The 25,031-nt window shown below is 59.9% G+C and carries 24 protein-coding genes; 4 read left to right on the top strand and 20 right to left on the bottom strand.

Features of this window, described 5'->3' with window-relative positions:
* Positions 1 to 160: 160 nt before the first annotated feature.
* The 4 genes from guaA to MHH62_RS19130 all read right to left on the bottom strand — a co-directional run bounded on the left by guaA (position 161) and on the right by MHH62_RS19130 (position 4,846).
* Positions 161 to 1,738 carry a glutamine-hydrolyzing GMP synthase gene (guaA, locus tag MHH62_RS19115; protein ID WP_014719806.1) on the bottom strand — a complete coding sequence of 526 codons (1,578 nt, stop codon included), beginning with the start codon at positions 1,736 to 1,738 and terminating at the stop codon, positions 161 to 163.
* 80 nt (positions 1,739 to 1,818) lie between these two features.
* A complete protein-coding gene (gene guaB / locus MHH62_RS19120) occupies positions 1,819 to 3,288 on the bottom strand; it encodes an IMP dehydrogenase (RefSeq protein ID WP_339231656.1) in 1,470 nt (489 codons plus the stop codon).
* Positions 3,289 to 3,392: 104 nt separating this feature from the next.
* A complete protein-coding gene (locus MHH62_RS19125; protein ID WP_005791157.1) occupies positions 3,393 to 3,941 on the bottom strand; it encodes a hypothetical protein in 549 nt (182 codons plus the stop codon).
* Positions 3,942 to 4,078: 137 nt separating this feature from the next.
* The gene (locus MHH62_RS19130) at positions 4,079 to 4,846 is read right to left on the bottom strand and encodes a sulfite exporter TauE/SafE family protein (protein ID WP_032903680.1); all 768 of its coding nucleotides are present in this window, start codon (positions 4,844 to 4,846) and stop codon (positions 4,079 to 4,081) included.
* A 99-nt stretch (positions 4,847 to 4,945) separates the two neighbouring features.
* Here MHH62_RS19130 and MHH62_RS19135 point away from each other — a divergent pair, with 99 nt between their 5' ends.
* The 4 genes from MHH62_RS19135 (at position 4,946) to leuA (ending at position 10,156) form a co-directional block, all read left to right on the top strand.
* Positions 4,946 to 5,836 carry a LysR family transcriptional regulator gene (locus MHH62_RS19135; protein ID WP_020301375.1) on the top strand — a complete coding sequence of 297 codons (891 nt, stop codon included), beginning with the start codon at positions 4,946 to 4,948 and terminating at the stop codon, positions 5,834 to 5,836.
* Positions 5,837 to 5,846: 10 nt separating this feature from the next.
* The gene (gene xseA, locus MHH62_RS19140) at positions 5,847 to 7,226 is read left to right on the top strand and encodes an exodeoxyribonuclease VII large subunit (RefSeq protein ID WP_014719810.1); all 1,380 of its coding nucleotides are present in this window, start codon (positions 5,847 to 5,849) and stop codon (positions 7,224 to 7,226) included.
* Between the two features lie 3 nt (positions 7,227 to 7,229).
* Positions 7,230 to 8,051: a M23 family metallopeptidase gene (locus MHH62_RS19145; RefSeq protein WP_014719811.1), complete on the top strand. Its 822-nt coding sequence runs from the start codon at positions 7,230 to 7,232 to the stop codon at positions 8,049 to 8,051.
* Between the two features lie 425 nt (positions 8,052 to 8,476).
* Complete coding sequence (leuA, locus tag MHH62_RS19150) at positions 8,477 to 10,156, top strand: 2-isopropylmalate synthase (protein WP_014719812.1); 1,680 nt, start codon at positions 8,477 to 8,479, stop codon at positions 10,154 to 10,156.
* A gap of 167 nt (positions 10,157 to 10,323) precedes the next feature.
* Here leuA and MHH62_RS19155 read toward each other — a convergent pair whose 3' ends face one another.
* The 16 genes from MHH62_RS19155 to iscA all read right to left on the bottom strand — a co-directional run bounded on the left by MHH62_RS19155 (position 10,324) and on the right by iscA (position 25,019).
* The gene (locus tag MHH62_RS19155) at positions 10,324 to 11,115 is read right to left on the bottom strand and encodes an amidohydrolase (protein ID WP_198833075.1); all 792 of its coding nucleotides are present in this window, start codon (positions 11,113 to 11,115) and stop codon (positions 10,324 to 10,326) included.
* Positions 11,103 to 12,251, bottom strand: a complete 1,149-nt coding sequence (locus MHH62_RS19160) for a pyridoxal phosphate-dependent aminotransferase (RefSeq protein ID WP_198833076.1) — start codon at positions 12,249 to 12,251, stop codon at positions 11,103 to 11,105. The genes MHH62_RS19155 and MHH62_RS19160 overlap by 13 nt, the downstream gene beginning before the upstream one ends.
* Before the next feature lie 134 nt (positions 12,252 to 12,385).
* On the bottom strand, positions 12,386 to 13,855 hold the full coding sequence (gene der / locus MHH62_RS19165; RefSeq protein ID WP_005791167.1) for a ribosome biogenesis GTPase Der: 1,470 nt from the start codon (positions 13,853 to 13,855) through the stop codon (positions 12,386 to 12,388).
* Between the two features lie 139 nt (positions 13,856 to 13,994).
* On the bottom strand, positions 13,995 to 15,146 hold the full coding sequence (gene bamB / locus MHH62_RS19170; RefSeq protein WP_014719815.1) for an outer membrane protein assembly factor BamB: 1,152 nt from the start codon (positions 15,144 to 15,146) through the stop codon (positions 13,995 to 13,997).
* Complete coding sequence (locus MHH62_RS19175; RefSeq protein ID WP_014719816.1) at positions 15,139 to 15,780, bottom strand: YfgM family protein; 642 nt, start codon at positions 15,778 to 15,780, stop codon at positions 15,139 to 15,141. The genes bamB and MHH62_RS19175 overlap by 8 nt, the downstream gene beginning before the upstream one ends.
* Before the next feature lie 41 nt (positions 15,781 to 15,821).
* Positions 15,822 to 17,111 (bottom strand): histidine--tRNA ligase, encoded by a 1,290-nt coding sequence (hisS, locus tag MHH62_RS19180; protein WP_019817223.1) that lies wholly within the window; start codon positions 17,109 to 17,111, stop codon positions 15,822 to 15,824.
* A gap of 23 nt (positions 17,112 to 17,134) precedes the next feature.
* Positions 17,135 to 18,244 carry a flavodoxin-dependent (E)-4-hydroxy-3-methylbut-2-enyl-diphosphate synthase gene (gene ispG, locus MHH62_RS19185; RefSeq protein ID WP_003175952.1) on the bottom strand — a complete coding sequence of 370 codons (1,110 nt, stop codon included), beginning with the start codon at positions 18,242 to 18,244 and terminating at the stop codon, positions 17,135 to 17,137.
* Between the two features lie 2 nt (positions 18,245 to 18,246).
* Entirely contained in the window at positions 18,247 to 19,227 is a 981-nt protein-coding gene (locus MHH62_RS19190; RefSeq protein WP_339231661.1) for a RodZ domain-containing protein, read from the bottom strand.
* Positions 19,227 to 19,985 carry a type IV pilus biogenesis/stability protein PilW gene (gene pilW, locus MHH62_RS19195; RefSeq protein ID WP_014719819.1) on the bottom strand — a complete coding sequence of 253 codons (759 nt, stop codon included), beginning with the start codon at positions 19,983 to 19,985 and terminating at the stop codon, positions 19,227 to 19,229. The genes MHH62_RS19190 and pilW overlap by 1 nt, the downstream gene beginning before the upstream one ends.
* A gap of 10 nt (positions 19,986 to 19,995) precedes the next feature.
* Positions 19,996 to 21,144, bottom strand: coding sequence for a 23S rRNA (adenine(2503)-C(2))-methyltransferase RlmN (rlmN, locus tag MHH62_RS19200; RefSeq protein ID WP_003194014.1), 1,149 nt, complete (start codon positions 21,142 to 21,144; stop codon positions 19,996 to 19,998).
* A gap of 29 nt (positions 21,145 to 21,173) precedes the next feature.
* Positions 21,174 to 21,599: a nucleoside-diphosphate kinase gene (gene ndk, locus MHH62_RS19205; RefSeq protein ID WP_003175956.1), complete on the bottom strand. Its 426-nt coding sequence runs from the start codon at positions 21,597 to 21,599 to the stop codon at positions 21,174 to 21,176.
* A gap of 92 nt (positions 21,600 to 21,691) precedes the next feature.
* A complete protein-coding gene (gene iscX / locus MHH62_RS19210) occupies positions 21,692 to 21,892 on the bottom strand; it encodes a Fe-S cluster assembly protein IscX (protein WP_014719820.1) in 201 nt (66 codons plus the stop codon).
* Between the two features lie 14 nt (positions 21,893 to 21,906).
* A complete protein-coding gene (gene fdx / locus MHH62_RS19215) occupies positions 21,907 to 22,248 on the bottom strand; it encodes an ISC system 2Fe-2S type ferredoxin (RefSeq protein ID WP_032895388.1) in 342 nt (113 codons plus the stop codon).
* 3 nt (positions 22,249 to 22,251) lie between these two features.
* Complete coding sequence (hscA, locus tag MHH62_RS19220) at positions 22,252 to 24,114, bottom strand: Fe-S protein assembly chaperone HscA (protein WP_103451181.1); 1,863 nt, start codon at positions 24,112 to 24,114, stop codon at positions 22,252 to 22,254.
* A 51-nt stretch (positions 24,115 to 24,165) separates the two neighbouring features.
* Entirely contained in the window at positions 24,166 to 24,687 is a 522-nt protein-coding gene (hscB, locus tag MHH62_RS19225; RefSeq protein WP_014719822.1) for a co-chaperone HscB, read from the bottom strand.
* A gap of 8 nt (positions 24,688 to 24,695) precedes the next feature.
* Positions 24,696 to 25,019 (bottom strand): iron-sulfur cluster assembly protein IscA, encoded by a 324-nt coding sequence (gene iscA / locus MHH62_RS19230; protein ID WP_003209680.1) that lies wholly within the window; start codon positions 25,017 to 25,019, stop codon positions 24,696 to 24,698.
* Positions 25,020 to 25,031: the final 12 nt, after the last annotated feature.

Raw genomic sequence — 25,031 nt, forward strand, 5'->3', positions numbered from 1 at the left:
CCTCATAAATTACAATTTTGCATAATATACAATGCATTTTGTATTGAACAGCTTCCTTGATGTACAGAGGATGAGTTCTTCTAACCTACTCGCCTAACATGCAAAAACCCCGGCACATGGCCGGGGTTCTGTTATTCAGTCCTCACCTGCTATCGCAGGATCATTCCCACTCAATCGTCGCCGGCGGCTTGCTCGACACGTCATAAGTAACGCGCGAAATACCTTCGATCTCATTGATAATCCGGCCGCTGACCGTCTCCAGCAGTTCGTAAGGCAGGTGAGCCCAACGCGCCGTCATGAAGTCGATGGTCTCTACGGCACGCAGCGCAACAACCCATGCGTAACGACGACCATCGCCGACAACGCCCACCGATTTCACCGGCTGGAACACCACGAACGCCTGGCTGACCTTGTGGTACCAGTCGGCCTTGCGCAGTTCTTCGATGAAGATGTGGTCGGCGCGGCGCAGCAGGTCGGCGTATTCCTTCTTCACTTCACCCAGGATACGCACACCCAGGCCCGGGCCTGGGAATGGGTGGCGGTAGACCATGTCGTACGGCAGGCCCAGTTCCAGGCCCAGACGGCGGACTTCGTCCTTGAACAATTCGCGCAGCGGTTCTACCAGCTTGAGGTTCATTTCCTCAGGCAGGCCACCCACGTTGTGGTGGGACTTGATCACGTGGGCCTTGCCGCTTTTGGCGCCGGCCGATTCGATCACGTCGGGGTAGATGGTGCCCTGGGCGAGGTACTTGATGTTGTCCAGTTTGTTGGACTCGGCATCGAACACGTCGATGAAGGTGCGGCCGATGATCTTGCGCTTCTTCTCCGGGTCGGACTCGCCGGCCAGGTTGTTGAGGAACTGGTCCTCAGCGTTGGCGCGGATCACCTTGACGCCCATGTTCTCGGCGAACATGGCCATCACTTGCTCACCTTCGTGCAGGCGCAGCAGGCCGTTGTCGACAAACACGCAGGTCAGTTGGTCGCCGATGGCCTTGTGCAGCAGTGCCGCTACAACCGAGGAGTCAACGCCGCCGGACAGGCCAAGCAATACGTTGTCAGTGCCGACCTGGGCGCGCACTTGGGCGATGGCATCTTCAGCAATTTTCGACGGGGTCCACAGGGCTTCACACTCGCAGATGTCGAGGATGAAACGCGACAGGATGCGCCCGCCTTGCTTGGTGTGGGTCACTTCCGGGTGGAATTGCACGCCGTAGTAGCGACGCTCGTCGCTGAACATGCCGGCAATCGGGCAGCTCGGGGTGCTTGCCAGGATGTGGAAGTCTTCCGGCATTTTGGTGACCTTGTCACCGTGGCTCATCCACACGTCGAGGCCGAACAGGCCGTCGGCGTCGATGTGGTCTTCGATGCCGTCCAGCAGGCGGCTCTTGCCGACCACGTCTACACGGGCATAACCGAATTCACGCAACTCGGAACCTTCAACCTTGCCGCCCAGTTGCTCGGCCATGGTCTGCATGCCGTAGCAGATGCCGAACACCGGCACACCCAGGTCGAATACCGCCTGCGGGCAGCGCGGGCTGTTGGCTTCGTGAACGGACTCGGGGCCACCGGCGAGAATGACGCCTTTGGGTGCGAATTCGCGGATCGCTTCATCGTCCATGTCGAACGGGTGCAGTTCGCAGTACACGCCGATTTCACGCACGCGGCGGGCGATCAGTTGGGTGTACTGGGAACCGAAGTCGAGGATCAGGATGCGGTGGGCGTGAATGTCGAGGGCCATGAAGTCAGTCTCGTCTAATGAATCAGAAACAACTCGGGGCTGAAGAACAGCCCCGGTTACTTAACATTTTGCTGGAAGGCTCAACCTACACGGTAGTTTGGCGCTTCCTTGGTGATCTGCACGTCGTGGACATGGGATTCAGCCATGCCGGCGCCGGTGATCCGCACGAACTCTGGCTTGGTGCGCATTTCTTCGATGTCGGCACTGCCGGTGTAGCCCATCGAGGAACGCAGGCCGCCCATCAGTTGATGGATGATCGCGCTCAGGGTGCCTTTGTACGGCACACGGCCTTCGATGCCTTCCGGTACGAGCTTCTCGGCGCCTGCCGAGGAGTCCTGGAAGTAACGGTCGGAAGAGCCTTGCGCCTGGGACATGGCGCCCAGCGAACCCATGCCACGGTAAGCCTTGTACGAACGACCCTGGAACAGTTCGATCTCGCCCGGCGCTTCTTCGGTACCTGCGAACATCGAGCCCATCATCACGCAGGAGGCACCGGCGACGATGGCCTTGGACAGGTCACCGGAGAACCGGATGCCACCGTCGGCGATCAAGGGTACGCCCGTGCCTTCAAGGGCGGCGGCGACGTTGGCGATGGCGCTGATCTGCGGCACGCCCACACCGGCGACGATACGCGTGGTGCAGATGGAGCCTGGGCCGATACCGACCTTGACTGCGTCGGCGCCCGCTTCGGCCAGGGCCTTGGCGGCAGCGCCGGTGGCGATGTTGCCGCCGATCACCTGCACGTCAGGGAAGTTCTGCTTGACCCAACGCACGCGGTCAATCACGCCTTTGGAGTGGCCGTGGGCGGTGTCGACCACTACCACGTCAACACCGGCGGCGACCAGGGCCGAGACCCGATCACCAGTGTCTTTACCGGTACCGACGGCAGCGCCAACACGCAGACGACCTTGGTCATCCTTGCTGGCCAGCGGGTAAGCCTTGGCTTTTTCGATGTCGTTGACGGTCATCATGCCTTTGAGGGCGAATTTGTCGTCGACGATCAGCACGCGCTCGATGCGGTGCTTGTGCAGCAGTTCGCGCACATCGTTCTTGTCGGCGCCTTCCCTGACGGTGACGAGGCGCTCTTTAGGCGTCATCACTTCACGGACGGTGACTTCAAGGCGGTTCTCGAAACGCACGTCACGGGAAGTGACGATGCCGACCAGGTCGCCATCGTGCAGCACCGGGACGCCGGAGATGTTGTGCATACGCGTGAGTTCGAACAGGTCACGCACGGTGGCGTCAGCTTCGATGGTGATCGGATCTTTCACCACGCCGGCTTCGTAACGCTTGACCTTGCGCACTTCGGCAGCTTGCTGCTCGATGGTCATGTTCTTGTGGATGATGCCGATGCCGCCTTCCTGAGCCATGGCAATGGCCAGACGGGCTTCGGTGACGGTGTCCATGGCAGCGGAAACCAGGGGAATATTCAGCTCGATGCCACGGGTTAGGCGGGTCTTGAGACTGACTTCGTTAGGAAGCACCTCGGAATAACCGGGCACTAGGAGAATGTCGTCGAATGTCAGAGCTTCTTGGCTGATACGCAGCATCGCGGGGGCTCCCGAGCGGGAAAATGGAAGCGCGCCATTATATACATGCACCCTGCCCGGCTCAATGTAAAACTCTGACAAACTTGGTAATACTGATAGATGGATTAAAGCTCGACTTTGACCCAGCTCATTTTCTGGTCCAACCAATCGGCAAATTCGTCGATAAAGCTCTGCTTGAACCCCGCCTCCGCCCAGTTGTTGAAGATGAACCCCAGGTTGGAAAACCCGCATTCCTGCAGGAACAGAAAACCGTTGATGTCATCTTCATGCCCACACAGCGGGCAGGTGAAGTTGTCGGTGTGGCCAGGCATCCAGTCTTCCAGGCTTTCGAACAGCGCCTCACCAACTTCCTTCAGGCATTCCGGGCAACCGGCTTCTTCAAGAAACCCCTTGGCCGGGGTATAGATGCAACGCTTGTAGATGATCTCCAGGCCATTGACCGGCTCGTTGAACGGCAGCGCCTCGGGGTGCAGCACCACGGCGCGGGCGCCATCGGCCAGGGCGTAGCCCATGCGGTTGCCGGTACGCCCGCAAGTGGTGAGTTCTTCCTTGATGATGTTCTTGCGCACCAGCCAGCGCACAATCGCCCGGGCGCGGGGTTCGTGGACGGGCAAGGTGGAGATTTTCGGGACAAGGATGCTTTGGGAGTTCATGGGAGTCCTGCGGTGTGGCTATTGGCGCCATCGCGGGCAAGCCCGGCTCCCACAGTTGATCGCATTCCAATGTGGGAGCCGGGCTTGCCCGCGATGACGCCCGGGAGGACGGCAGCTTAATCCCTGAAAAAATCAGGTCAAGTACTCACATACCGCCCGATCAACGCAATACCACTGGCCAATACCAACCAGGTCACCAACCGCACGAACGCCTCCCGGGACAGCCGCATCGTCAGCCTGCGCCCACACCACAGCCCCAGGGCCATCGCCGGCAACAGACAAACCGCCAACATCAATAACGGCAAATCTGCATACACCCCGGCAATCAGGAACAAACTCAAACGCACGACCGTGCTGCAACTGATCAGCGCGCTTTGCGTGGCCCGCGCCGCGTCTTTGGGTAAACGGCTGTTAAGGTAAATCGCATATAAAAAGCCGCCACTGCCAAATAGCGCACCAAACAGGCCACCCACAGTGCCCATGGGAATCGACCAGCCCGCCGCCAATTGAGTCGGCCGTGCTTTCACCGCCAGGCTGTAAATCGCGTAGGCACTGATAAACAGCCCCATCAACAACAGCAACAAGTCCGAATGCAAGTTGAGCAAAAACCCCACGCCCAGGCTGCAGCCGATGGCCATGCAGGGCAGCAACCGCAACAGTTCCGGCTTGTTCACATCGTGCCGCGCTTGCAGCAGGCCGCCAAACGCCGCGACAAAATCCAGCAGCACCAGCAACGGGATGATCTTCGACAGCGGCATGAATAGAATCAGGATTGGCCCGGCGACCAAGGCCGTCCCGAACCCGGCAATGCCAAACACCACATAGGCCAGCACCACACCCAGGCCGATCACCAGCCAATCCACAGCCCCGAACGACCACTGACTCATCAACTCAACCAGGCTCATGGGTTATTCCTTGTTGGACATGGCCTTCACTTTAGCCATTGTCTACTGTTGCGACTAATATCTTCAAAGCCAGCCACTCATCTCAAAAAGGCATGACTCGTGATCTCCACGCGGCAACTGCGTTACTTCGTCGAAATCGCCGAGAGCGGCAGCTTCAGTGCCGCGGCCGAACGCCTGTTTGTGGCGCAGTCGGCCTTGAGCCGGCAGATCAAGGAACTGGAAAATCAACTTCAAACCCCATTGTTCGAACGCACCGCACGCCAACCGCGGCTCACAGCGGCCGGTGAAGCGTTCTACCCACGGGCGCGCAATTTGTTGAGTGAGTTGCTCAAGGCCAGCGAAGTGGCGACCCTCGTAGGCAATGGCCAGCTTGGCACGCTGCGCCTGAGTCACTCGAGCACCGTGCCGATGAGCGGCGCGTTATTGCACGGCATCAGCAACTGGCTAGAGCGCTGTCCGGGCGTGTCGGTGGATATTGCCAAGCTCTCCTCCGAAGCTCAGTTGGAGGATATCGCCGAGGGTCGCCTGGACGTCGGCCTGCTACGCTTGCCCGTACTGCGCCAGCGCGACGGCGTGCGTGTGCTGCCGTTGTACACGGAGCCGTTGGTGCTGGCGGTGCCGCCGAATCATCCGTTGGCACGCAGCGACGCGCCGGTGGAGTTGGCACAGCTAAAGGACCAAGCGTTTATCTCGATCCCCCATCCCCAACGCGGCGGGCTGAGTTATCTGTCGGCCGAATTGTGCATGCGTGCAGGTTTTTTCCCCAAGGCCGCACGGGTGATGTCGCGCAAGACCACGCAGTTGCAATTGATCCAGGCCGGTTTCGGTATTGCCTTGTTACCAAAATCCATGCAGGACATCGCCCCCGCCAACCTGCACTTTTTACCCCTGGCCGACCCGGACTGCCACAGCACCGTGGCCCTGGCCTGCGCGCAAGTGCAGAGCCCGCTGGTGGAGCAATTCTGTCAAACCCTGCACGAATGCCTATAAACTGCCGCCCATGATTAAAGATCCTTTTGCCCGTTTGGGCCTGGACCGCGAAGTCCTGACTGTCAGCCAGCTCAACGGCCGTGCGCGGGTGTTGCTGGAAGACGTGTTCACCAATATCTGGGTGGAAGGCGAGATCTCCAACCTCGCTCGCCCAGCCTCCGGCCATGTGTATTTCACGCTCAAGGACAGCGGGGCCCAAGTGCGTTGTGCGCTGTTTCGCAACAACGCTGCACGCGTACGCCAGGCGTTGAGGGACGGGCTGGCGGTGAAGGTGCGCGGCAAGGTCTCGTTGTTCGAGGGCCGTGGTGATTACCAACTGATCCTCGATACCGTGGAGCCAGCCGGTGACGGTGCGCTGCGCCTGGCCTTTGATGCACTGAAGGAAAAGCTGAGCGCCGAAGGCCTGTTCAGTGCCGAACGCAAGGTGGCGCTGCCGGTGCATCCTCGGCGCATCGGCATTATCAGCTCGCCCACCGGCGCGGTGATTCGCGACATTATCAGCGTGTTCCGCCGCCGCGCGCCGAACATTGAACTGACCCTGATCCCTACCGCCGTGCAAGGCCGCGAAGCAATCCCGCAGATCGTGCGGGCGCTGAAACTCGCCGACGCTCGTGGTTTCGACGCGCTGATCCTGGCCCGTGGCGGTGGCTCCCTTGAAGACTTGTGGTGCTTCAACGAAGAGGCGGTGGCCCGTGCAGTTGATGCCTGTGTTACCCCTATCGTCAGCGCCGTTGGTCATGAAACCGATGTGTCCATCAGCGACTTCGTGGCGGACGTCCGCGCCCCTACTCCCTCCGCCGCCGCCGAGTTGTTGGCTCCCGACGCCAGCCATCTGGTGCGCCAGGTAGAAAACCTGCAGCGCCGCCTGGTGATGCTGATGCGCAACCGCCTGAGCCACAGCCGCCTGCGCCTGGAAGGCATGGCCCGGCGCCTGCGTCATCCGGGCGAGCGCTTGCGCCAGCAGGCCCAGCGTCTGGATGACCTGGACATGCGCTTGCGCCGTGCCTTTGAGCGCAGCCTCAATACCCGTCGCGAGCGCTTGATCCGCCTGGAGACCCGCCTCGCCGGCCAGCACCCGGGCCGTCAACTGGCACTCTTGCGCCAGCGCCTGGACAGCCTCGCCGAACGCCTGCCCCGCGCCATGCGCGAAGGTCTCAAGGCTCGGCGTCTGCAACTGCAGAGCCAAGTGCAGACATTGCAGGTGGTCAGCCCGCTGGCGACCCTGGGCCGCGGCTACAGCATCCTGTTGGACGAGCGCGGCCAGGCGATTCGCAATGCCGCGCAAACCCACACCGGCCAGCGCCTCACCGCGCGCCTGGGTGAAGGCCAATTGCAAGTGCGGGTGGAAGACAACCACCTGACACCCGTCACCCTTTCATTATTGGATTGATCGATGCCACGCCTACTGAGCCTGTTGATGCTGTTGTGCCTCACGTTTAATGCCCACGCCGACAGCTACATCACGCGAACCCTGAACAAACCGGTGCCTGGCGGCGTGGCCGTCGTCGAGCTGGGCCCTTCGGCCACGGCGCCGAAAGCCACTTACCAGGGCAAGCCGGTGCTGGTGGTCAAGGAGCAGGACAACTGGCTGGCCATTGTCGGCATCCCGTTGACGGTCAAGCCCGGCAACGAGCGCATCAGCAGCGGTGGGCGCAACCTGCCGTTTATCGTCGGCTACAAGAAGTATCCGGAACAGCGCATCACTTTGAAGAACAAGAGCCAGGTCAACCCTGACCCGGCCCAGCTCAAGCGCATCGAAGGCGAACTGGCTGTGCAGCTCAAGGCTTACCGCAGTTTCAGCCCGAACCTGCCGAGCAACCTGGTGCTGGATAAACCGGTGAGCGGGCCGTTGTCGAGCAAGTTCGGCGTGCGACGCTTCTTCAACGGCGAAGAGCGCAACCCGCACTCGGGCCTGGACTTCGCCGTGCCGGCCGGTACGCCGATCAAGACGCCCGCCAACGGCAAGGTCATTCTGGTGGGCAATTACTTCTTCAATGGCAACACGGTGTTCGTCGACCATGGCCAGGGTTTTATCAGCATGTTCTGCCATATGTCCAAAATCGACGTGAAGGTGGGCCAGCAACTGGTGCGCGGCGCGGTGGTGGGCAAGGTGGGTGCGACTGGCCGGGCGACTGGCCCGCACATGCACTGGAACGTCAGCCTGAACGATGCACGTGTAGATCCAGCGATCTTTATCGGCGCGTTCCAACCCTGATATCAAATGTGAAACTACGGGCCTCATCGCGGGCAAGCCCGGCTCCTCCATTGGAAGGCTGCCCAGTGTGGGAGCTGGCTTTCCTGCGATGGTGCAAGCCGTCGCCTCAATTGCGCACCTGACAAACCCACAGCAACAAAAACACACACCACTCGAAATTACGGCAATAAAATCTCGATTTTCGAGACAGCAAAAGAACTTATCTCAATTTTTCTCGACTGCTTGCCATCTTTCACCCCGGCGGTTAGGGTTGAGCTTATGAAAACCTCTCACACCCTCATTCAGCTCCGCCAGCACCGCAGCCTGTGCCTTGTCAGCGCACGACTGCCAGGCTGAATCGATCTGCCTCGTCCTAAAGTTTTATCCCCAATAACAGTTCTACGGCAGGCCGCCTTTTTTCGGCCCCTACAACCAAGGATTTTCCGATGAGCATGCTCAAAGACCCGTCTTCGAAATACCGCGCGTTCCCGACCATCGACATCCCGGACCGTACCTGGCCGTCGAAGACCATCACCCAAGCGCCGATCTGGTGCAGCTCCGACCTGCGTGATGGCAACCAGTCGCTGATCGAGCCAATGGACGCGGTGAAAAAGCTGCGCTTCTGGAAGACCCTGGTGGCCGTTGGCGTAAAGGAAATCGAAGCCTCGTTCCCTGCCGCGTCGCAAACCGACTTCGACTTCGTGCGCACCCTGATCGAAGACAACCACATCCCCGAGGACACCACCATCCAAGTGCTGACCCAGGGTCGTGAAGACTTGATCGCACGCACCTTCGAATCTCTGCGCGGCGCGAAGAAAGCCATTGTGCACTTGTACAATGCCACCTCGCCGTCGTTCCGCCGCATCGTGTTCAACCAGGACAAGGACGGCATCAAGGCCATCGCGGTCAACGCCGCCAAGCTGTTCGTCAAATACGCCGCCCAGCAGCCGGAAACCCAGTGGACCTTCGAATATTCCCCAGAGACCTTCAGCGCCACTGAGCTTGAGTTCGCCAAGGAAGTCTGCGACGCGGTGATCGAGGTGTGGAACCCCACGCCTGAGCACAAGATGATCCTCAACCTGCCCGCCACGGTTGAATGCGCCACCCCTAACATCTATGCCGACCAGATCGAGTGGTTCGGTCGCCATATCAACCGTCGTGACAGCGTGATTATCAGCCTGCACACCCACAACGACCGTGGCACTGGCGTGGCGGCCACCGAGTTGGGCCTGATGGCCGGCGCTGATCGTGTGGAAGGCTGCCTTTTTGGCAACGGCGAGCGCACCGGGAACGTCGATTTGGTCACCGTGGCGCTGAACATGTACACCCAGGGCCTGGACCCGCAGTTGGACTTCTCGGACATTGACGGCGTGCGCAAAGTGGTCGAGGAATGCAACCAGATCCAGGTGCACCCACGTCACCCGTATGTCGGCGATCTGGTACATACCGCGTTCTCCGGCTCGCACCAGGACGCGATCCGCAAAGGCTTCTCCCAGCAGAAAGACGATGCGCTGTGGGAAGTGCCGTACTTGCCGATCGATCCTGCGGACATTGGCCGCAGCTACGAGGCCGTGATCCGTGTGAACAGCCAGTCAGGCAAGGGCGGCATCGCCTACCTGCTGGAGCAGGAATACGACATCAGTTTGCCCCGTCGCATGCAGATCGAGTTCAGCCAGGTGGTACAGGCCGAAACCGATCGCGTGGGCCTGGAGATGACCGCGCCACAGATCTACGCCTTGCTGCAGCGTGAGTACTTGCAAGCCAACACGCCGTACGCGCTGGTCAGCCACCGCCTGCAGGAAGAGAACGGCAACAGCTTTGTCGAGGTGGAAGTCTCCGGCAAAGGCCAGGGCGAAACCAACTTGCACTGGAAAGGCAAAGGCAACGGCGCGCTGGAAGCCTTGGTGGCCGGCTTGCCGATTGGCGTTGAAATCATGGACTACAACGAGCATGCGATTGGTGCGGGTACCAATGCCAAGGCGGCGGCTTACATTGAACTGCGCGTGAACGGCGAACGCCCGGTGCATGGGGTGGGGATCGATGAAAACATCACTACCGCCAGCTTCAAGGCGCTGTTCAGTGCGCTGAACCGCTCGTTGAGCCAGTTGGAAGCCAAAGCGGCGTAAGCATTGCCGTAATGCAAAAGGCCCCTGGGTGAGAATCCAGGGGCCTGATCGTTCCCACGCTCTGCGTGGGAATGCAGCCCTGGACGCTCTGCGTCCGCCCTTAGAAGCGGTACGCAGAGCGTCCCAAGAGGCGTTCCCACGCAGAGCGTGGGAGCAATCTCAGAGCCTCAGACAAACTGAAAGCTATCGGCATCCAGATTCGCCGGGAATCGTGTACGGTAAGCCGCCAGCTCCGCCGCATCCAGGATCACCTGGAACACCCCATCCGCCTCCCCTGCACTCAGCAAAGTCTCACCCTGGAAATCCAACACCTGGCTATCGCCGGTGTAGGCAAACCCCTTGCCGTCGGTGCCCACCCGGTTCACCGCCGCCACGTAACACAGGTTCTCAATGGCCCGTGCCGGCAACAGCCGATTCCAATGCTGACGCCGAGCGCCCGGCCAGTTGGCGGTGTACAGCAGCAGGTCCGTATCCTGGGCGTCGCGGCTCCACACCGGGAAGCGCAGGTCATAACAGATCAGCGGGCGAATGCGCCAACCCTTCAACTCGAACTGCACCTGGCGCTCGCCGGGGGTGTAATGGTCATGTTCACCGGCCATGCGGAACAGGTGGCGCTTGTCGTAATGCAACACCTCGCCATCCGGCCGCGCCCACAGCAGACGGTTGCGGTGGCTGCCATCGGCGGCCTGGATGATCACACTGCCGGTAATCACGGCCTGATACTTTGCCGCTTGGGCTTGGAGCCAATGATGGGTGGGGCCGCTTTCCGGCTCGGCGAGGGCTTCTGATTCCATGGAAAAACCGGTGGTGAACATCTCTGGCAGCACAATCAAGTCGGCGCCTTTGGCCTGCTCCAGCAGCAACTCGAAGTGTTCAAAGTTGGCTTGGCGGTCATGCCAGACCAGGCTCGTCTGCACCAGGGCAATGTTCAGATTGGGCAGTGCACTCAGATCGCGCATAGTTTTTCCGCCGCTTGTCGCAACGTCTCCTCGCGTTTGGCAAAGCACAGGCGCACCAGGCGCTGGCCTTGGGGTGGGTGCTGGTAGAACACCGAAACCGGAATGGTCGCCACGCCATTTTCGCGGGTCATCCACAGGGACATGGCGACGTCATCCAGGTCTGGGCGAATCTGCGAGTAATCCACCAGTTGGAAGTAAGTGCCGGTCACCCGGGTAAAGCTCAAGCGCGATGGCGCCAGCAGGTCGCAGAACAGGTCACGTTTGGCCTGGTAAAAAGCCGGCAGTTCGTCGACATGCTCCGGATGTTCGGCCATGAAGTCTGCCAAAGCGTACTGCAAAGGGGTGACGCCGCAAAAGTTGACATATTGATGCACCTTGCGCAGTTCAGCTGTCAGGGCCGGCGGCGCGACCACGTAACCGGTTTTCCAGCCGGTCACGTGATAGGTCTTGCCGAAGGAGCTGACTACAAAGGCGCGCTGATACAGTTCCTGATGGGCCAATATGCTGACGTGGGGCACACCGTCGAATACCAGGTGTTCGTAGACCTCATCGCTGACCAGATAAATATCACGGTCGCGGATCAGTTCGGCCAACTGGTCCAGCTCGGCGCGGCTGATCAGCGCGCCGGTGGGGTTATGTGGCGAGTTGATGATGATCATGCGCGTGCGCGGTGAGAGCGCGGCCCTGATCTTGTCAAAGTCGAGGGCGAAGCCTTGCAGGCTCAATTGCACATGCACGCAGCGACCACCGGCCAGCTCGACCGACGGCTCGTAGCTGTCGTAGCTGGGGTCGAACACGATGACTTCATCGCCGTTGCGGATGACCGCCTGGATCGCGCAAAAGATCGCCTCGGTGGCGCCTGGGGTGATGGTCACTTCGCTGTCGACATCCACTGTGACGCCATAACTGCGGGCGATCTTGGCCGCCACTTGCTGACGCAACACGGGCAGGCCGGTCATCGGTGCGTATTGGTTATGGCCGAGGGCGATATGCTTGCCCACGGCATCGAGTAAACCTTGCGGGCCATTGAAATCCGGGAAGCCCTGGGACAGGTTGAGTGCGCCGGTTTCAGCGGCGAGTTGCGACATGGTGGTGAAAATGGTCGTGCCGACATTCGGCAGCTTGCTGGTGATCATCGGAAGCCCCTGCAGGTGAGCCACAAGTTTTAAGCTGCCCACTGCATCGGGTCAAGGCACAAACGGTCGCGCATAAAAAAGGGCTCCAAAGGAGCCCTCTCTTGCAGCGTGTCGCTTACAACGCAAAGCTGCCGTTATTTCTTGTCGCGGCGCTTCTTGTCGGCTTTCTTGTGGTGAGTCATCAAACGACGCTTCTTGTTCACCTGACGGTCAGTCAGTGTGTTCTTGTTGCCTTCGTATGGGTTCTCGCCACCCTTGAACTCGATACGGATCGGCGTACCGACCAGTTTCAAGACTCGACGGTAAGTGTTTTCCAGGTAACGCACGTAGGACTTGGGCACCTTCTCGATCTGGTTACCGTGGATCACGATAATCGGCGGGTTGGCACCACCCAAGTGGGCGTAACGCAGTTTGATCCGGCGGTTGTTGACCATCGGCGGCGCGTGCTCGCCCACCGCGTCTTCCAGGATCTGGGTCAGGCGGTTGGTCGGCCAGCGGGTAACCGCGGACTTGAACGAGTTCTGTACGGACGCGTAGAGGTTGCCCACGCCGGTGCCGTGCAGTGCCGAGATAAAGTGGATATCGGCGAACTCGACGAAGAACAACCGACGCTGCAGCTCGATTTTGACGAAATCGCGCTCGCTCGGCGTCATGCCGTCCCACTTGTTGATCGCGATTACCAGGGCGCGACCGGCTTCCAGGGCAAAGCCCAGCAAGTTGAGGTCGTGGTCCACCACGCCTTCGCGGGCGTCCATTACGAAGATCACCACGTTGGCGTCTTTGATCGCTTGCAGGGTTTTGACCACGGAGAACTTTTCAACTTCTTCGTGGATCTTGCCGCGCTTGCGCACACCGGCGGTGTCGATCAGCGTGTACTTCTCGTCGTTACGCTCAAACGGGATGTAAATACTGTCGCGCGTGGTGCCGGGTTGGTCATAGACGATAACGCGGTCTTCACCGAGCATACGGTTGACCAGGGTCGACTTGCCGACGTTCGGGCGGCCGATGATAGCGATCTTGATACCGTCTTTTTCGCTCGGGCCAGGAATGCGCTTGGCTTCCTCACCTTCAGCGACGATCTCTTCCTCGCCCTCTTCTTCCTCGACGTCATCCTTGGGGAAGTCGCGCAGGGCGATTTCCAGCATCTGGGTGATGCCGCGACCGTGGGCACCGGCGACCGGGATCGCATCGCCCAGGCCCATCGGGCTGAATTCGGCACGGGCTGCCTCAGGATCGATGTTGTCGATCTTGTTGGCGACCAGATAGGAGCGCTTGTTGCGCTTGCGCAGGTGCTCGCCAATCATCTGGTCGGCAGCGGTATAGCCCGCGCGGGCGTCCACCAGGAACAACACGACATCGGCTTCTTCAATGGCCAGCAGTGACTGCTCGGCCATTTTTTCGTCCATGCCATGCTCGTCACCGGAGATACCACCGGTGTCGACAATAATGTAGGAGCGCCCTTGCCACTTTGCCTCACCGTATTGGCGATCACGGGTCAGACCGGACAAGTCGCCGACAATGGCGTCGCGAGTCCTGGTCAGGCGGTTGAACAGGGTGGACTTGCCGACGTTAGGTCGGCCCACCAGGGCGATTACGGGAACCATGCGGCTCTCCACTTCGTTATTTCAGAAAATACAAAAGCCGCTGCAGGGCAGCGGCTGGTGCTCGGGGCAGCATCGTCAGATGCCGCATGCCCCGCCGAAGCAGGGCCGCCTGGGGGTTACCCCAAGCATAGTCAAACCTTTACTTGATGGTCAGGGCTTCCAGCTTGCCGCCGTTGCCATACACATAAAGCATGTTACCCACCACCAGCGGACGCGCACGCAGGCCGTCGCTGTCGATACGCTGGCGACCGACAAAACGACCGTCCACCTGGCTCAGCAGGTGCAGGTAGCCTTCGAAGTCACCCACCGCGACGTAGCTGGAAAAGACTTCCGGTGCCGACAATTGACGGCGAGCCAGGGAGTCATTGCTCCACAGTGCAGTGGTGGAACGCTCATCCACACTTTCAACGGTGCCGGATGCCAGGCTCACATAGACGCTGCCAAACCCTTGGGCGACACCCGCATAGCTGGAGGCATCACGCTGCCAGTTGATGCGACCGCTTTGCAGGTCCAGCGCGGCAACACGACCCTGGTAGGTGGCGACGTAGAGGGTCTCACCCGACAGCAGCAAGCCGCCGTCGATGTCTACAACGCGATCCAGTTCGGAACGACCTTGCGGGATGGCCACACGAGTTTCCCAGGCCGGCACGCCGTTCTGGGTATTCAGGGCAACCACTTTACCGGTCGACAGGCCAGCAACGGCCAGGTTGTTGGTCACAATCGGACCACTGGTACCGCGCAGGGTCAACACCGCTGGGGTGCTGTCGTACAACCAGCGTTGGTCGCCGGTGGAGGCATCCAGGCCGATCACGCGGTCATCCTGGGTTTGCACCACGACGATATCGCCGTTGGTCGCCGGTGCCGAGAGCACTTCACTGGTCACGCGAGCGCGCCATTTCTCTTCACCGGTGCTGGAGTCCAGCGCGACCACGTCACCCTTGAGGGTACCGATCAGCACCATGCCGTAGCCGACGCCCACACCGCCGGAAACCGGCAGTTCGAGGTCTTTCTTCCACTTGACGTCGCCGCTCATGCGATCCATGGCAACCACGACACCAGTGGAATCAGTAGCCACGATGTTGTCGCCGTCAATCGCCGGCTGCAACAGGTTGTAGAGGTCGCCCTGCCCATCACCAATGGATTGGCTCCATTGTTTTTGCAGGACCACTTCTTCCTTGAAGCTGGTCAGCTCGGCAGGAGGCAGTTCTTTTTTGCTGTTGCTGCTGCAACCCGCGGCCAAAACGGCCAGAGCCAGCAATGCTGCATGTTTCCAACGGATCACGTCACGCATCCCCTTTGGCCAAGTCGTCGAGCTTGATTTGTAAGCCACCGACCGCCGCTTCATCAGACAGCGCCGCCTTGGCTTTTTGGTACGCAGCATGGGCTTCGTCGGTACGACCCAATTGGACCAACAGGTCGCCCTTGAGCTCTTCGCGAGTGGCCACGAATGCCTTGTCAGCATCGCCGTCGAGCAGTTTGAGTGCTTCGTCAGCCTTGTTCTGTGCCGCCAATACCTGTGCCAGGCGCTGACGTGCGATTTCACCCAGGGTCGGGTTGGTCGGCTTGTCGGCAATGGCCTTCAGCTCGGTGACGGCGTCATCCAGCTTGCCGGTATCGACCGCGACTTTCGCGACGAACAGGCTGCCGTACTGGGCGTAGGTGCTACCGCCGAATTCGTTCTTCAGCTTGCCGGCCAGATCCGCCACCTGCGCAGGGTCAGGCTTGCCGTCCGGGGTCAGGGTAGTTTCCAGCAGTTGCTGATAAACGATCGAGGCACCTTGGGACTGGTTGGCCTGATACTTGGTCCAGGCTTGCCAGCCGAACACCACCACTAGCGCCAGCAGGCCGCCTGTGACCAGGGGCTTGCCGTTACGCTGCCACCAGTCCTTGAACTCGGCCAGTTGCTCATCATCAGTACTCGACACCCCAATACTCCTTAATCGCTAAATTCGGCTGTTCGACAGCTTCAACCCTGCACGATGCAGGTGGCCAAGTGCGCAGCGAGCGCATCAAAGGCAATGTTCTGTTGTTCACCCTGGCCACGCAGGGGTTTGAAACCTATCACTTGCTGGGCCAGCTCGTCATCGCCGAGGATCAGTGCGTAAAGCGCACCGCTCTTGTCGGCCTTCTTGAACTGGCTCTTGAAGCTACCAGCGCCGGCATTGATCTGCAGGCGCAGGTTGGGCAGTTGGTCACGTACTTTTTCGCTCAAAGCCAGGGCCGCCAGTTCGGCAGCCTCGCCGAAAGCGCACAGGTACACGTCCACCTGACGGGAAATCTCTTCCGGAACCTGCTCCAAGGTTTCCAGCAGCAGGATCAGCCGCTCGATGCCCATGGCAAAGCCTACGCCGGGGGTCGGCTTGCCGCCCATTTGCTCGACCAGGCCGTCGTAGCGACCACCGGCACACACGGTGCCCTGGGCGCCGAGCTTGTCGGTGACCCACTCGAACACGGTCTTGCTGTAGTAGTCGAGGCCACGCACCAGCTTGGGGTTGATCACGTAGGGAATACCGGCTGCATCCAGACGAGCCTTGAGGCCCTCGAAATGCACGCGGGACTCGTCGTCCAGGTAATCAGCCATTTTCGGCGCATCGACCAGCACGGCCTGGGTGTCGGCGTTCTTGGTATCCAGCACGCGCAACGGGTTGGTCTTCAGACGGCGTTGGCTGTCTTCGTCCAGTTTGTCCAGGTGGGCCGACAGGTACTCGACCAGGGCTTCGCGATAGCGACCCCGGGACTCGCTGGTGCCCAGGCTGTTGAGTTCAAGCTTGACCGCATCGCGGATGCCCAGTTGGCCCCACAGGCGCCAGGTCAGCACGATCAGCTCGGCGTCGATGTCCGGGCCGTCCAGGTTGAAAACTTCGCAACCGATCTGGTGGAACTGGCGGTAACGGCCTTTCTGCGGGCGCTCGTGGCGGAACATCGGGCCGATGTACCAGAGCTTCTGGGTCTGGCCACCACCGGTGATGCCATGTTCCAGTACGGCACGCACGCACGCGGCCGTGCCTTCCGGACGCAGGGTCAGGGAGTCGCCGTTGCGGTCTTCGAAGGTGTACATCTCTTTTTCGACGATGTCGGTCACTTCACCGATGGAGCGTTTGAACAGCTCGGTGAACTCGACGATCGGCATACGGATCTGCTTGTAACCGTAGTTATCCAGCAGGCGCGCGACAGTGCTCTCGAAGTAGCGCCACAGTGGCGTCTGCTCCGGCAGGATGTCGTTCATGCCACGAATGGCTTGCAGAGACTTGCTCACATCAGATCCTTAAATTCGTTCAATCAGCCGCGAGCGATCAGCGCTGCGTCAGCGGCGACCTTCTCGGCCGCTTTCTCGCGGATCAGCTTTTCCAGCTCGTCCACCAGATTGTCATTCGTTAGCTTCTGCGACGGCTTGCCGTCGATGTAAATCAGGTTTGGTGTACCACCGGTCAGGCCCACATGAGCCTCTTTGGCCTCGCCCGGCCCATTGACCACACAACCAATCACTGCGACATCCAGCGGCACCAGCAGGTCTTCGAGGCGCAACTCCAGGTCGTTCATGGTTTTCACCACGTCGAAGTTCTGCCGCGAGCAGCTCGGGCAGGCAATGAAGTTGATACCACGGGAACGCAAACGCAGGGATTTTAGAATGTCGTAACCGACCTTCACTTCCTCAACGGGGTCTGCCGCCAGGGAGATGCGGATAGTATCGCCAATCCCTTCGGCGAGCAGCATACCGAGACCCACCGCAGATTTCACTGTGCCTGAGCGCAAACCGCCAGCTTCGGTGATACCCAAGTGCAGCGGCTGCACGATTTCCTTGGCCAGCAGGCGATAGGCTTCTACCGCCATAAACACGTCGGAAGCTTTTACGCTGACCTTGAAGTCCTGGAAATTCAGACGTTCAAGGTGTTCAACGTGGCGCAGGGCCGACTCGACCAGCGCCGCCGGAGTGGGCTCGCCGTATTTCTTTTGCAGGTCTTTTTCCAGGGAGCCGGCGTTGACGCCGATGCGGATCGGAATACCGCGATCACGGGCAGCGTCCACCACAGCACGCACGCGGTCTTCACGCCCGATGTTGCCGGGGTTGATACGCAGACAGTCCACACCCAGTTCGGCCACGCGCAACGCGATCTTGTAGTCGAAGTGAATGTCGGCAACCAGCGGTACCTTGACCAACTGCTTGATACGACCAAAGGCCTCGGCTGCGTCCATGTCTGGTACGGAAACTCGCACGATGTCCACACCGGCCGCTTCCAGACGGTTGATCTGGGCCACGGTGGCCGCTACATCGTTGGTGTCGCTGTTGGTCATGCTCTGCACTGCGATAGGGGCATCGCCACCCACCGGCACCGAGCCGACCCATATCTTGCGAGATACGCGACGTTTGATTGGAGATTCGCCGTGCATGACTATTGTCCCAACTTGAGGCGAGCGGTCTCGCCACTGGTGAACGGCGCCACGTCTACAGGCTGGCCGTTGTAGGCCACTTGCGCGCCACGGGCGAAGCCCAGACGCAGCGTCAAAGGAGGCTTGCCGCCCTGGTCAAGCGTATCGCCCTTACGCTTCAAACCGCTGAACAGCACTTTGCCGTTGCCATCGGTAACTTGCGTCCAGCAGTCAGCGATGAAGGTAATTTGTACGCGCCCGTCGCCGGCGATCAACGCCGGAGTGGTGGGAGGCGACATCGCCGGCGCTGCGGGTGCGGCTGGCGCAGGGGTCGCAGGTGCAGGAGCCGCCGGAGCCTGTGCCACGGGTGCTGCGGGAGCGGTCGGAACAGCCGGAGCCGGTACCGCAGCAGGGTCCACGCCAGCATCTGGCGTGGGCTGTTCGGCAGTGGCCGGCGCTTGCGGCGCGGCTTGCCCTTCTACCACGGCCTGGTCTTCCGGCTCGTCCAGCGGATGAATCTGGGTGGTGCCATCGGCGCTTTCGACTTCGACGTGCTCCATGGCGTTGCTGGTCAGGTCTTTGCTGCGCAGGGAGGCTTGGTCTTGCCACCAGACGAAACCGCCGCCGACCACGGCAACCAGCAACAACAGGCTGACAATCCGCAAAATCGTGTGGGAAACCCGCGTTGGCTCTTCGATGCGCCCAAGGCCATGGACATTACTGCCCTGTGCATCGGTACCGGTGAACTGGTCGAATTCCTGCACCAGTACGGCCTGGTCGATACCCAACAATTTGGCGTAGGCGCGGATATAGCCGCGGGCAAAGGTATGCCCAGGCAGCTTATCGAACGCGCCGGCTTCCAGGTTGGCCAGGGAGGTGCTGGTCAAATTGAGCTTGAGGGCCACTTCCGCCAGCGACCAACCATTGCTTTCGCGGGCCTGGCGCAAGGTTTCGCCTGGGTTGACGCGATTAGCTGCTACATCTTCCGGGTGCGCGGCTTTCATCATTGCTCCGACAGGTATTGCTGATATTCCGGCGTACCGGGATAGAGTCGTTCGAGTTGCTGGCCAAAACGTGCGGCCGTGTCGTGTTCTTCATGAACCGTCGCCAGGCGCACACCGAGCAATAGACTACGTGCATTTTGCCCGCTGAGCAGGCTAAAACGCTCGTAATAGTCACGTGCCGGCACATAATGCCTGTCTTCGTAAGACAACTCAGCCATTTCGAGTAATGCCCGTGGCTGGCGACTGTTCAGGTGCAGGGCTTTTTCCAGTTGCTGGCGGGCGCTGTCGCGCTGGCCGAGGCGCATCGAGGTCACACCAAGGTTCTCGAACACCCGCGAACGCTGCGGGTAGAGAGTATCGGTGGCGGCTTGCTGGAAATAACGTGACGCCAGGTCATACCGTTTCTGCTCGAACAGGAAACTGCCGTAGTTATTCAGCAGCCGCGGATCGGCAGGGCGGGAGGCCAGGGCCTTGTGAAAATAGCGGTCGGCCAGCTCGGGCTCAGCCTGAGCCTGAAACACCAGGGCCAGCGCGGCGTTGGCATCGGCATCATCAGCGTCCAGCTCAAGGGCCTTTTTCAACGGCACCTTGGCCTGCTCGCTCATGCCTTGGCGCAGGTACCCCAAACCCAGTTGCACATAGGCAACCCGCGCCTCATCACGGCCTTTATCAGTGCGCAACGGGCTGTCATGGCCCGATGAAACGCAACCGGCCACGAGGCCGGTAAACAGTAAAAGCAGCGCAAGGCGCAAGGGCATAGAGATCCTCTCAGATTCGATTCACAGCGATTTGCGGCAAATCTTCAGCGGCGTTAAGTTCGCGCACGGCGATATAACGTTCACTGCGGCGGGTGCGGTCCATCACCTGCCCTACCAATTGGCCACAGGCGGCATCGATGTCTTCACCACGAGTGGTTCGCACAGTGACGTTATAGCCGGCCTGGTGCAGTTGATCCTGGAAACGACGGATGGCGTTGTTGCTCGGCCGCTCGTAACCAGAATGAGGAAACGGGTTGAACGGGATCAAGTTGATCTTGCACGGGGTGTCCTTGAGCAATTCGATCATCTCGACCGCGTGCTCCAGCTTGTCGTTGACGTCCTTGAGCATGGTGTACTCAATGGTCAGCACACGCTTCTCACCCAGGGTCGCCATATAACGCTGGCACGATTCGAGCAGCATCTTAAGCGGATACTTCTTGTTGATCGGCACCAATTGGTTACGCAATGCGTCATTAGGTGCGTGCAGCGACAACGCGAGGGAGACGTCGATGTGCTTGGCCAGCTCATCGATCATCGGTACCACGCCGGAGGTCGACAGGGTCACACGGCGCTTGGAGATGCCGTAGCCCAGGTCGTCCATCATCAAATGCATGGCCGCAATCACGTTGTCGAAATTCAGCAGCGGCTCACCCATGCCCATCATCACCACGTTGGTGATGGCACGGTCGACGGTCGCCGGGACGCTGCCAAAGGATTTGTTGGCAATCCAGACTTGGCCGATGACTTCGGCGGCGGTGAGGTTGCTATTGAAGCCTTGCTTGCCGGTGGAGCAGAAACTGCAGTCCAGGGCACAGCCTGCCTGGGACGAAACGCACAAAGTGCCACGTTTGCCCTGGGGAATGTACACGGTCTCGACACAGCTGCCGGACGCCACGCGCACTACCCACTTACGGGTACCGTCGCTGGAAATGTCCTCGCTGACCACTTCGGGACCACGCACCTCGGCAATGGCCTTGAGCTTGTCGCGCAGGGCCTTGCTGACGTTCGTCATGGCGTCGAAATCGTCGACGCCAAAGTGGTGAATCCACTTCATTACCTGACCGGCACGGAAACGCTTCTCCCCGATTGAGTCGAAGAATTTCTCCATTTCCGGCTGAGTCAGACCCAGCAGGTTGGTTTTAACAGTCGATGTAGTCATGGATTCACCCTCACTCTTTAAGCCGATGCTTAGCGAGCGGTTACTTCAGTAGCAGCGAAAAAGTACGAGATTTCGCGAGCAGCAGCAGCTTCGGAGTCCGAGCCGTGAACAGCGTTGGCGTCGATGGATTCAGCGAAGTCAGCACGGATGGTGCCAGCAGCAGCTTCTTTAGGGTTGGTAGCGCCCATCAGCTCACGGTTCAGAGCGATAGCGTTTTCGCCTTCCAGAACCTGGACAACAACAGGGCCGGAGATCATGAAGGCAACCAGGTCACCGAAGAAGCCACGAGCGCTGTGCTCAGCGTAGAAGCCTTCAGCTTCAGCCTTGGACAGTTGCTTGAGTTTCGAAGCTACAACCTTCAGGCCGGCTTTTTCGAAACGAGTGGTGATCTCGCCGATGACGTTTTTTGCAACAGCGTCAGGCTTGATGATGGAGAAAGTACGTTGAACAGCCATGGTGTAACTCCAGAAACGGTAATTTACGAAAAATTAAACCCGCGAATTATACGCGGGTTATTGGGTATTGCCTAACTGCGTAAAAAGGCGGCTCAGTCTGCTTCTTCGATCCACAGGCCTTGAATCGCCTCAAGGACCTTTTCGCCACCCCGGTCAGGGATGTCGTCAAAATCCGGCAGTGCCATTACGAGGTCGCGCAGCTTGACGAAGTTCACCGTAAGAGGATTGACCTCAGGATGAGCTTGCGCAAGTTGTATAGCGATTTCTTGTACATCAACCCATTTCAGGCTCATGACATTTCCTTGAATCAATGCGGCGCTTCGGCTGCATGGTTGAGCGAATATTTCGGGATTTCGACGGTGAGGTCTTCAGTCCCCACTTTCGCCTGACAACTCAGGCGCGACGTCGGCTCCAGGCCCCACGCCCGATCAAGATAGTCTTCTTCCAGGTCGTCAGCCTCATTTAGGCTGTCGAAACCTTTACGAATGATGCAGTGACAGGTGGTGCAGGCATTGACGCCGCCACAGGCACTTTCGATCTCGATATGGTTGTCATGAGCGACGTCGAGCAGGGACTTGCCGGTCTCAGCCTCCACGACCATGCCCTCAGGGCAATGTTCGGCGTGCGGTAGAAAAGTGACCTGCGGCATCAGTTATTCCTCAATTTCATTCAGGTTGCGGCCCGCCAGCGCGGCTTTAACCGTCTGATCCATACGGCGGGCAGCAAAGGCATCAGTGACTTGCGACAGGCGCTTGGTCTGTTGCTCGATGGCGTAACCATCGTTGCCTTTCATCAGTTCGGCCAGTTCCTGCATCTGCAGGTCAATGACCATGCGCTCTTCGGCATCCAGCAAGCGCTCGCCGTCGGCTTCAAGGGCGCCCTGCACCGCTTCGAGCAGGCGCTGGGCATCCACTTGTTGCTCACGCAATACGCGGGCGACCTTGTCGTCACCGGCATACTGGAATGAATCCTTGAGCATCTTGGCGATTTCGCCATCGGTGAGGCCGTAGGACGGCTTGACCTGGATGCTGGCTTCAACGCCAGACGCCAGTTCGCGCGCAGCGACACTGAGCAGGCCATCGGCATCGACCTGGAAGGTCACGCGAATTTTCGCCGCGCCCGCGACCATCGCCGGAATGCCACGCAATTCAAAGCGCGCCAGGGAACGGCAGTCGCTGATCAGCTCGCGCTCACCTTGCAGCACATGAATCATCATGGCTGTCTGACCGTCTTTGTAGGTGGTGAAGTCCTGGGCGCGCGCGACGGGGATGGTGGTGTTACGCGGAATCACCTTCTCCATCAGGCCGCCCATGGTTTCCAGGCCTAGCGACAGCGGAATCACGTCGAGCAACAGCAATTCGCCGCCATCACGCTTGTTACCAGCCAGGGTATCGGCCTGGATGGCAGCGCCGATGGCGACGACTTGATCCGGGTCGATTTCGGTCAGTGGTTGGCGCCCAAAGGCTTCGGCTACCGCTTCACGCACGCGCGGAACGCGGGTGGAACCGCCCACCATGACCACTGCGCCAACGTCCTCCAACTCGATACCGGAATCACGCACAGCACGACGGCAGGCCTTGAGGCTGCGGGCGACCATCGGCTCGATCAGCGCATCAAAGGCTTCGCGAGTCAGTGGGGCCGACCAATGACCGTAGCAAACGTCAACAGAAGCAGCGTCAGTCAGCGCCTCTTTGGCCGCGCAGGCAGTTTGCAGCAGGTTGCGCTGCGCGCCTGGGTCCAGATCAGCCGACAAGCCGGCACTGCTGATGATCCAGCCAGCAATGGCGTGATCAAAATCATCGCCACCCAGGGCGCTGTCGCCGCCGGTCGCGAGCACTTCGAACACACCGCCGGTCAGGCGCAGGATCGAAATATCGAAGGTACCGCCGCCCAGGTCATAAATAGCGACCAGGCCTTCAGCGTGCTGATCGAGGCCGTAGGCCACAGCTGCCGCAGTCGGCTCGTTGAGCAAACGCAGCACGTTCAGGCCGGCAAGTTTCGCCGCGTCCTTGGTGGCTTGACGCTGGGCGTCATCGAAATACGCCGGAACGGTGATAACCGCCCCTACCAGCTCACCACCCAAGGTATTTTCCGCACGCTGGCGCAGCACCTTGAGAATATCGGCCGACACTTCGACCGGGCTCTTGGGCCCCTGGACGGTGTCGATGAACGGCATATGGGACTCGCCGCCGACAAAGCGGTACGGCAGTTGGTCACCCAATTGCTTGACGTCGGACAACCCACGACCCATCAAGCGCTTGACCGACAACACCGTGTTCAAGGGGTCTGCGGACGCGGCGAGCTTGGCCGACTCGCCCACTTCAGTGCGATCTGCGTGATAACGCACAGCGGACGGCAGGATCACCTGCCCATCGGCGTCAGGCAGTGGCTCGGACAGGCCGCTGCGCAAGGCAGCAACCAGGGAATTGGTGGTGCCCAGGTCAATCCCGACCGCCAGGCGACGCTGGTGCGGTTGAGGGCTTTGGCCGGGTTCGGCGATTTGCAGTAGAGCCATGGTAATCAGGTCTTATCTGTCTATCAGGCGTGCATCACGGGCAGCACTGGGTTAATCGTCGAGGCGCTCTTCTAGCTGGCGCACTTCGTAGGTGAGCTTGTCGAGAAACTGCATGCGCCGCATCAGGCGCTCGGCCTGTTCGCGTTGCGCCGCATCATCCCAACAGGCTGCGAAGCTTTCGTTGAGCTCATCCTGGGCGGTTTTCAGACGACGCTTGAAGACCGCGACACCCGCCACATCGGCTTCGTCCTGCAGTTCTTCGAGTTCTTCACGCCATTGCATCTGCTGCATCAGGAAGTCCGGATCATGCACGGTGACCTCCATCGGCAACTCACCGCCCTTCATCGCCAGCAAATAGCGCGCGCGTTTGGGGGGGCTTTTGAGCGTCTGATAGGCTTCGTTGAGGCTGGCCGATTGCTCAAGGGCCAAGCGCTGCTCACGCTCGGAAGCGTCAGCGAAGCGGTCCGGATGCACCCCACGCGCCAATTCACGGTAGCGCGTGGCGAGCTGCTCAAGGTCCAGCCGAAAGCTCGGCTGCAGCTCGAATAAAGCGAAATGACAAGGAGTACCCACGAGTAGCCTCAGATGTTGAAGCTTTCGCCGCAGCCACATTCACCGCGCACGTTAGGGTTGTTGAACTTGAAACCTTCGTTCAACCCTTCCTTGACGAAATCGAGTTCGGTGCCGTCCAGGTAGGTCAGGCTCTTGGGGTCGATGATCACTTTCTCGCCGTGACTTTCGAACACTTGATCCTCTTCAACCACCTCGTCGACAAACTCCAGCACGTAGGCAAGGCCGGAACAGCCCGTGGTGCGTACACCCAGACGAATCCCCTCACCCTTACCGCGCCCATTCAGGGAGCGGCGAATGTGCTGCGCAGCCGCTTCTGTCATGCTGATAGCCATCGTTGACTCCTT

The organism is Pseudomonas sp. FSL L8-0168, from assembly GCF_037976155.1.
GTDB classification, from domain to species: Bacteria; Pseudomonadota; Gammaproteobacteria; order Pseudomonadales; family Pseudomonadaceae; genus Aquipseudomonas; species Aquipseudomonas paracarnis.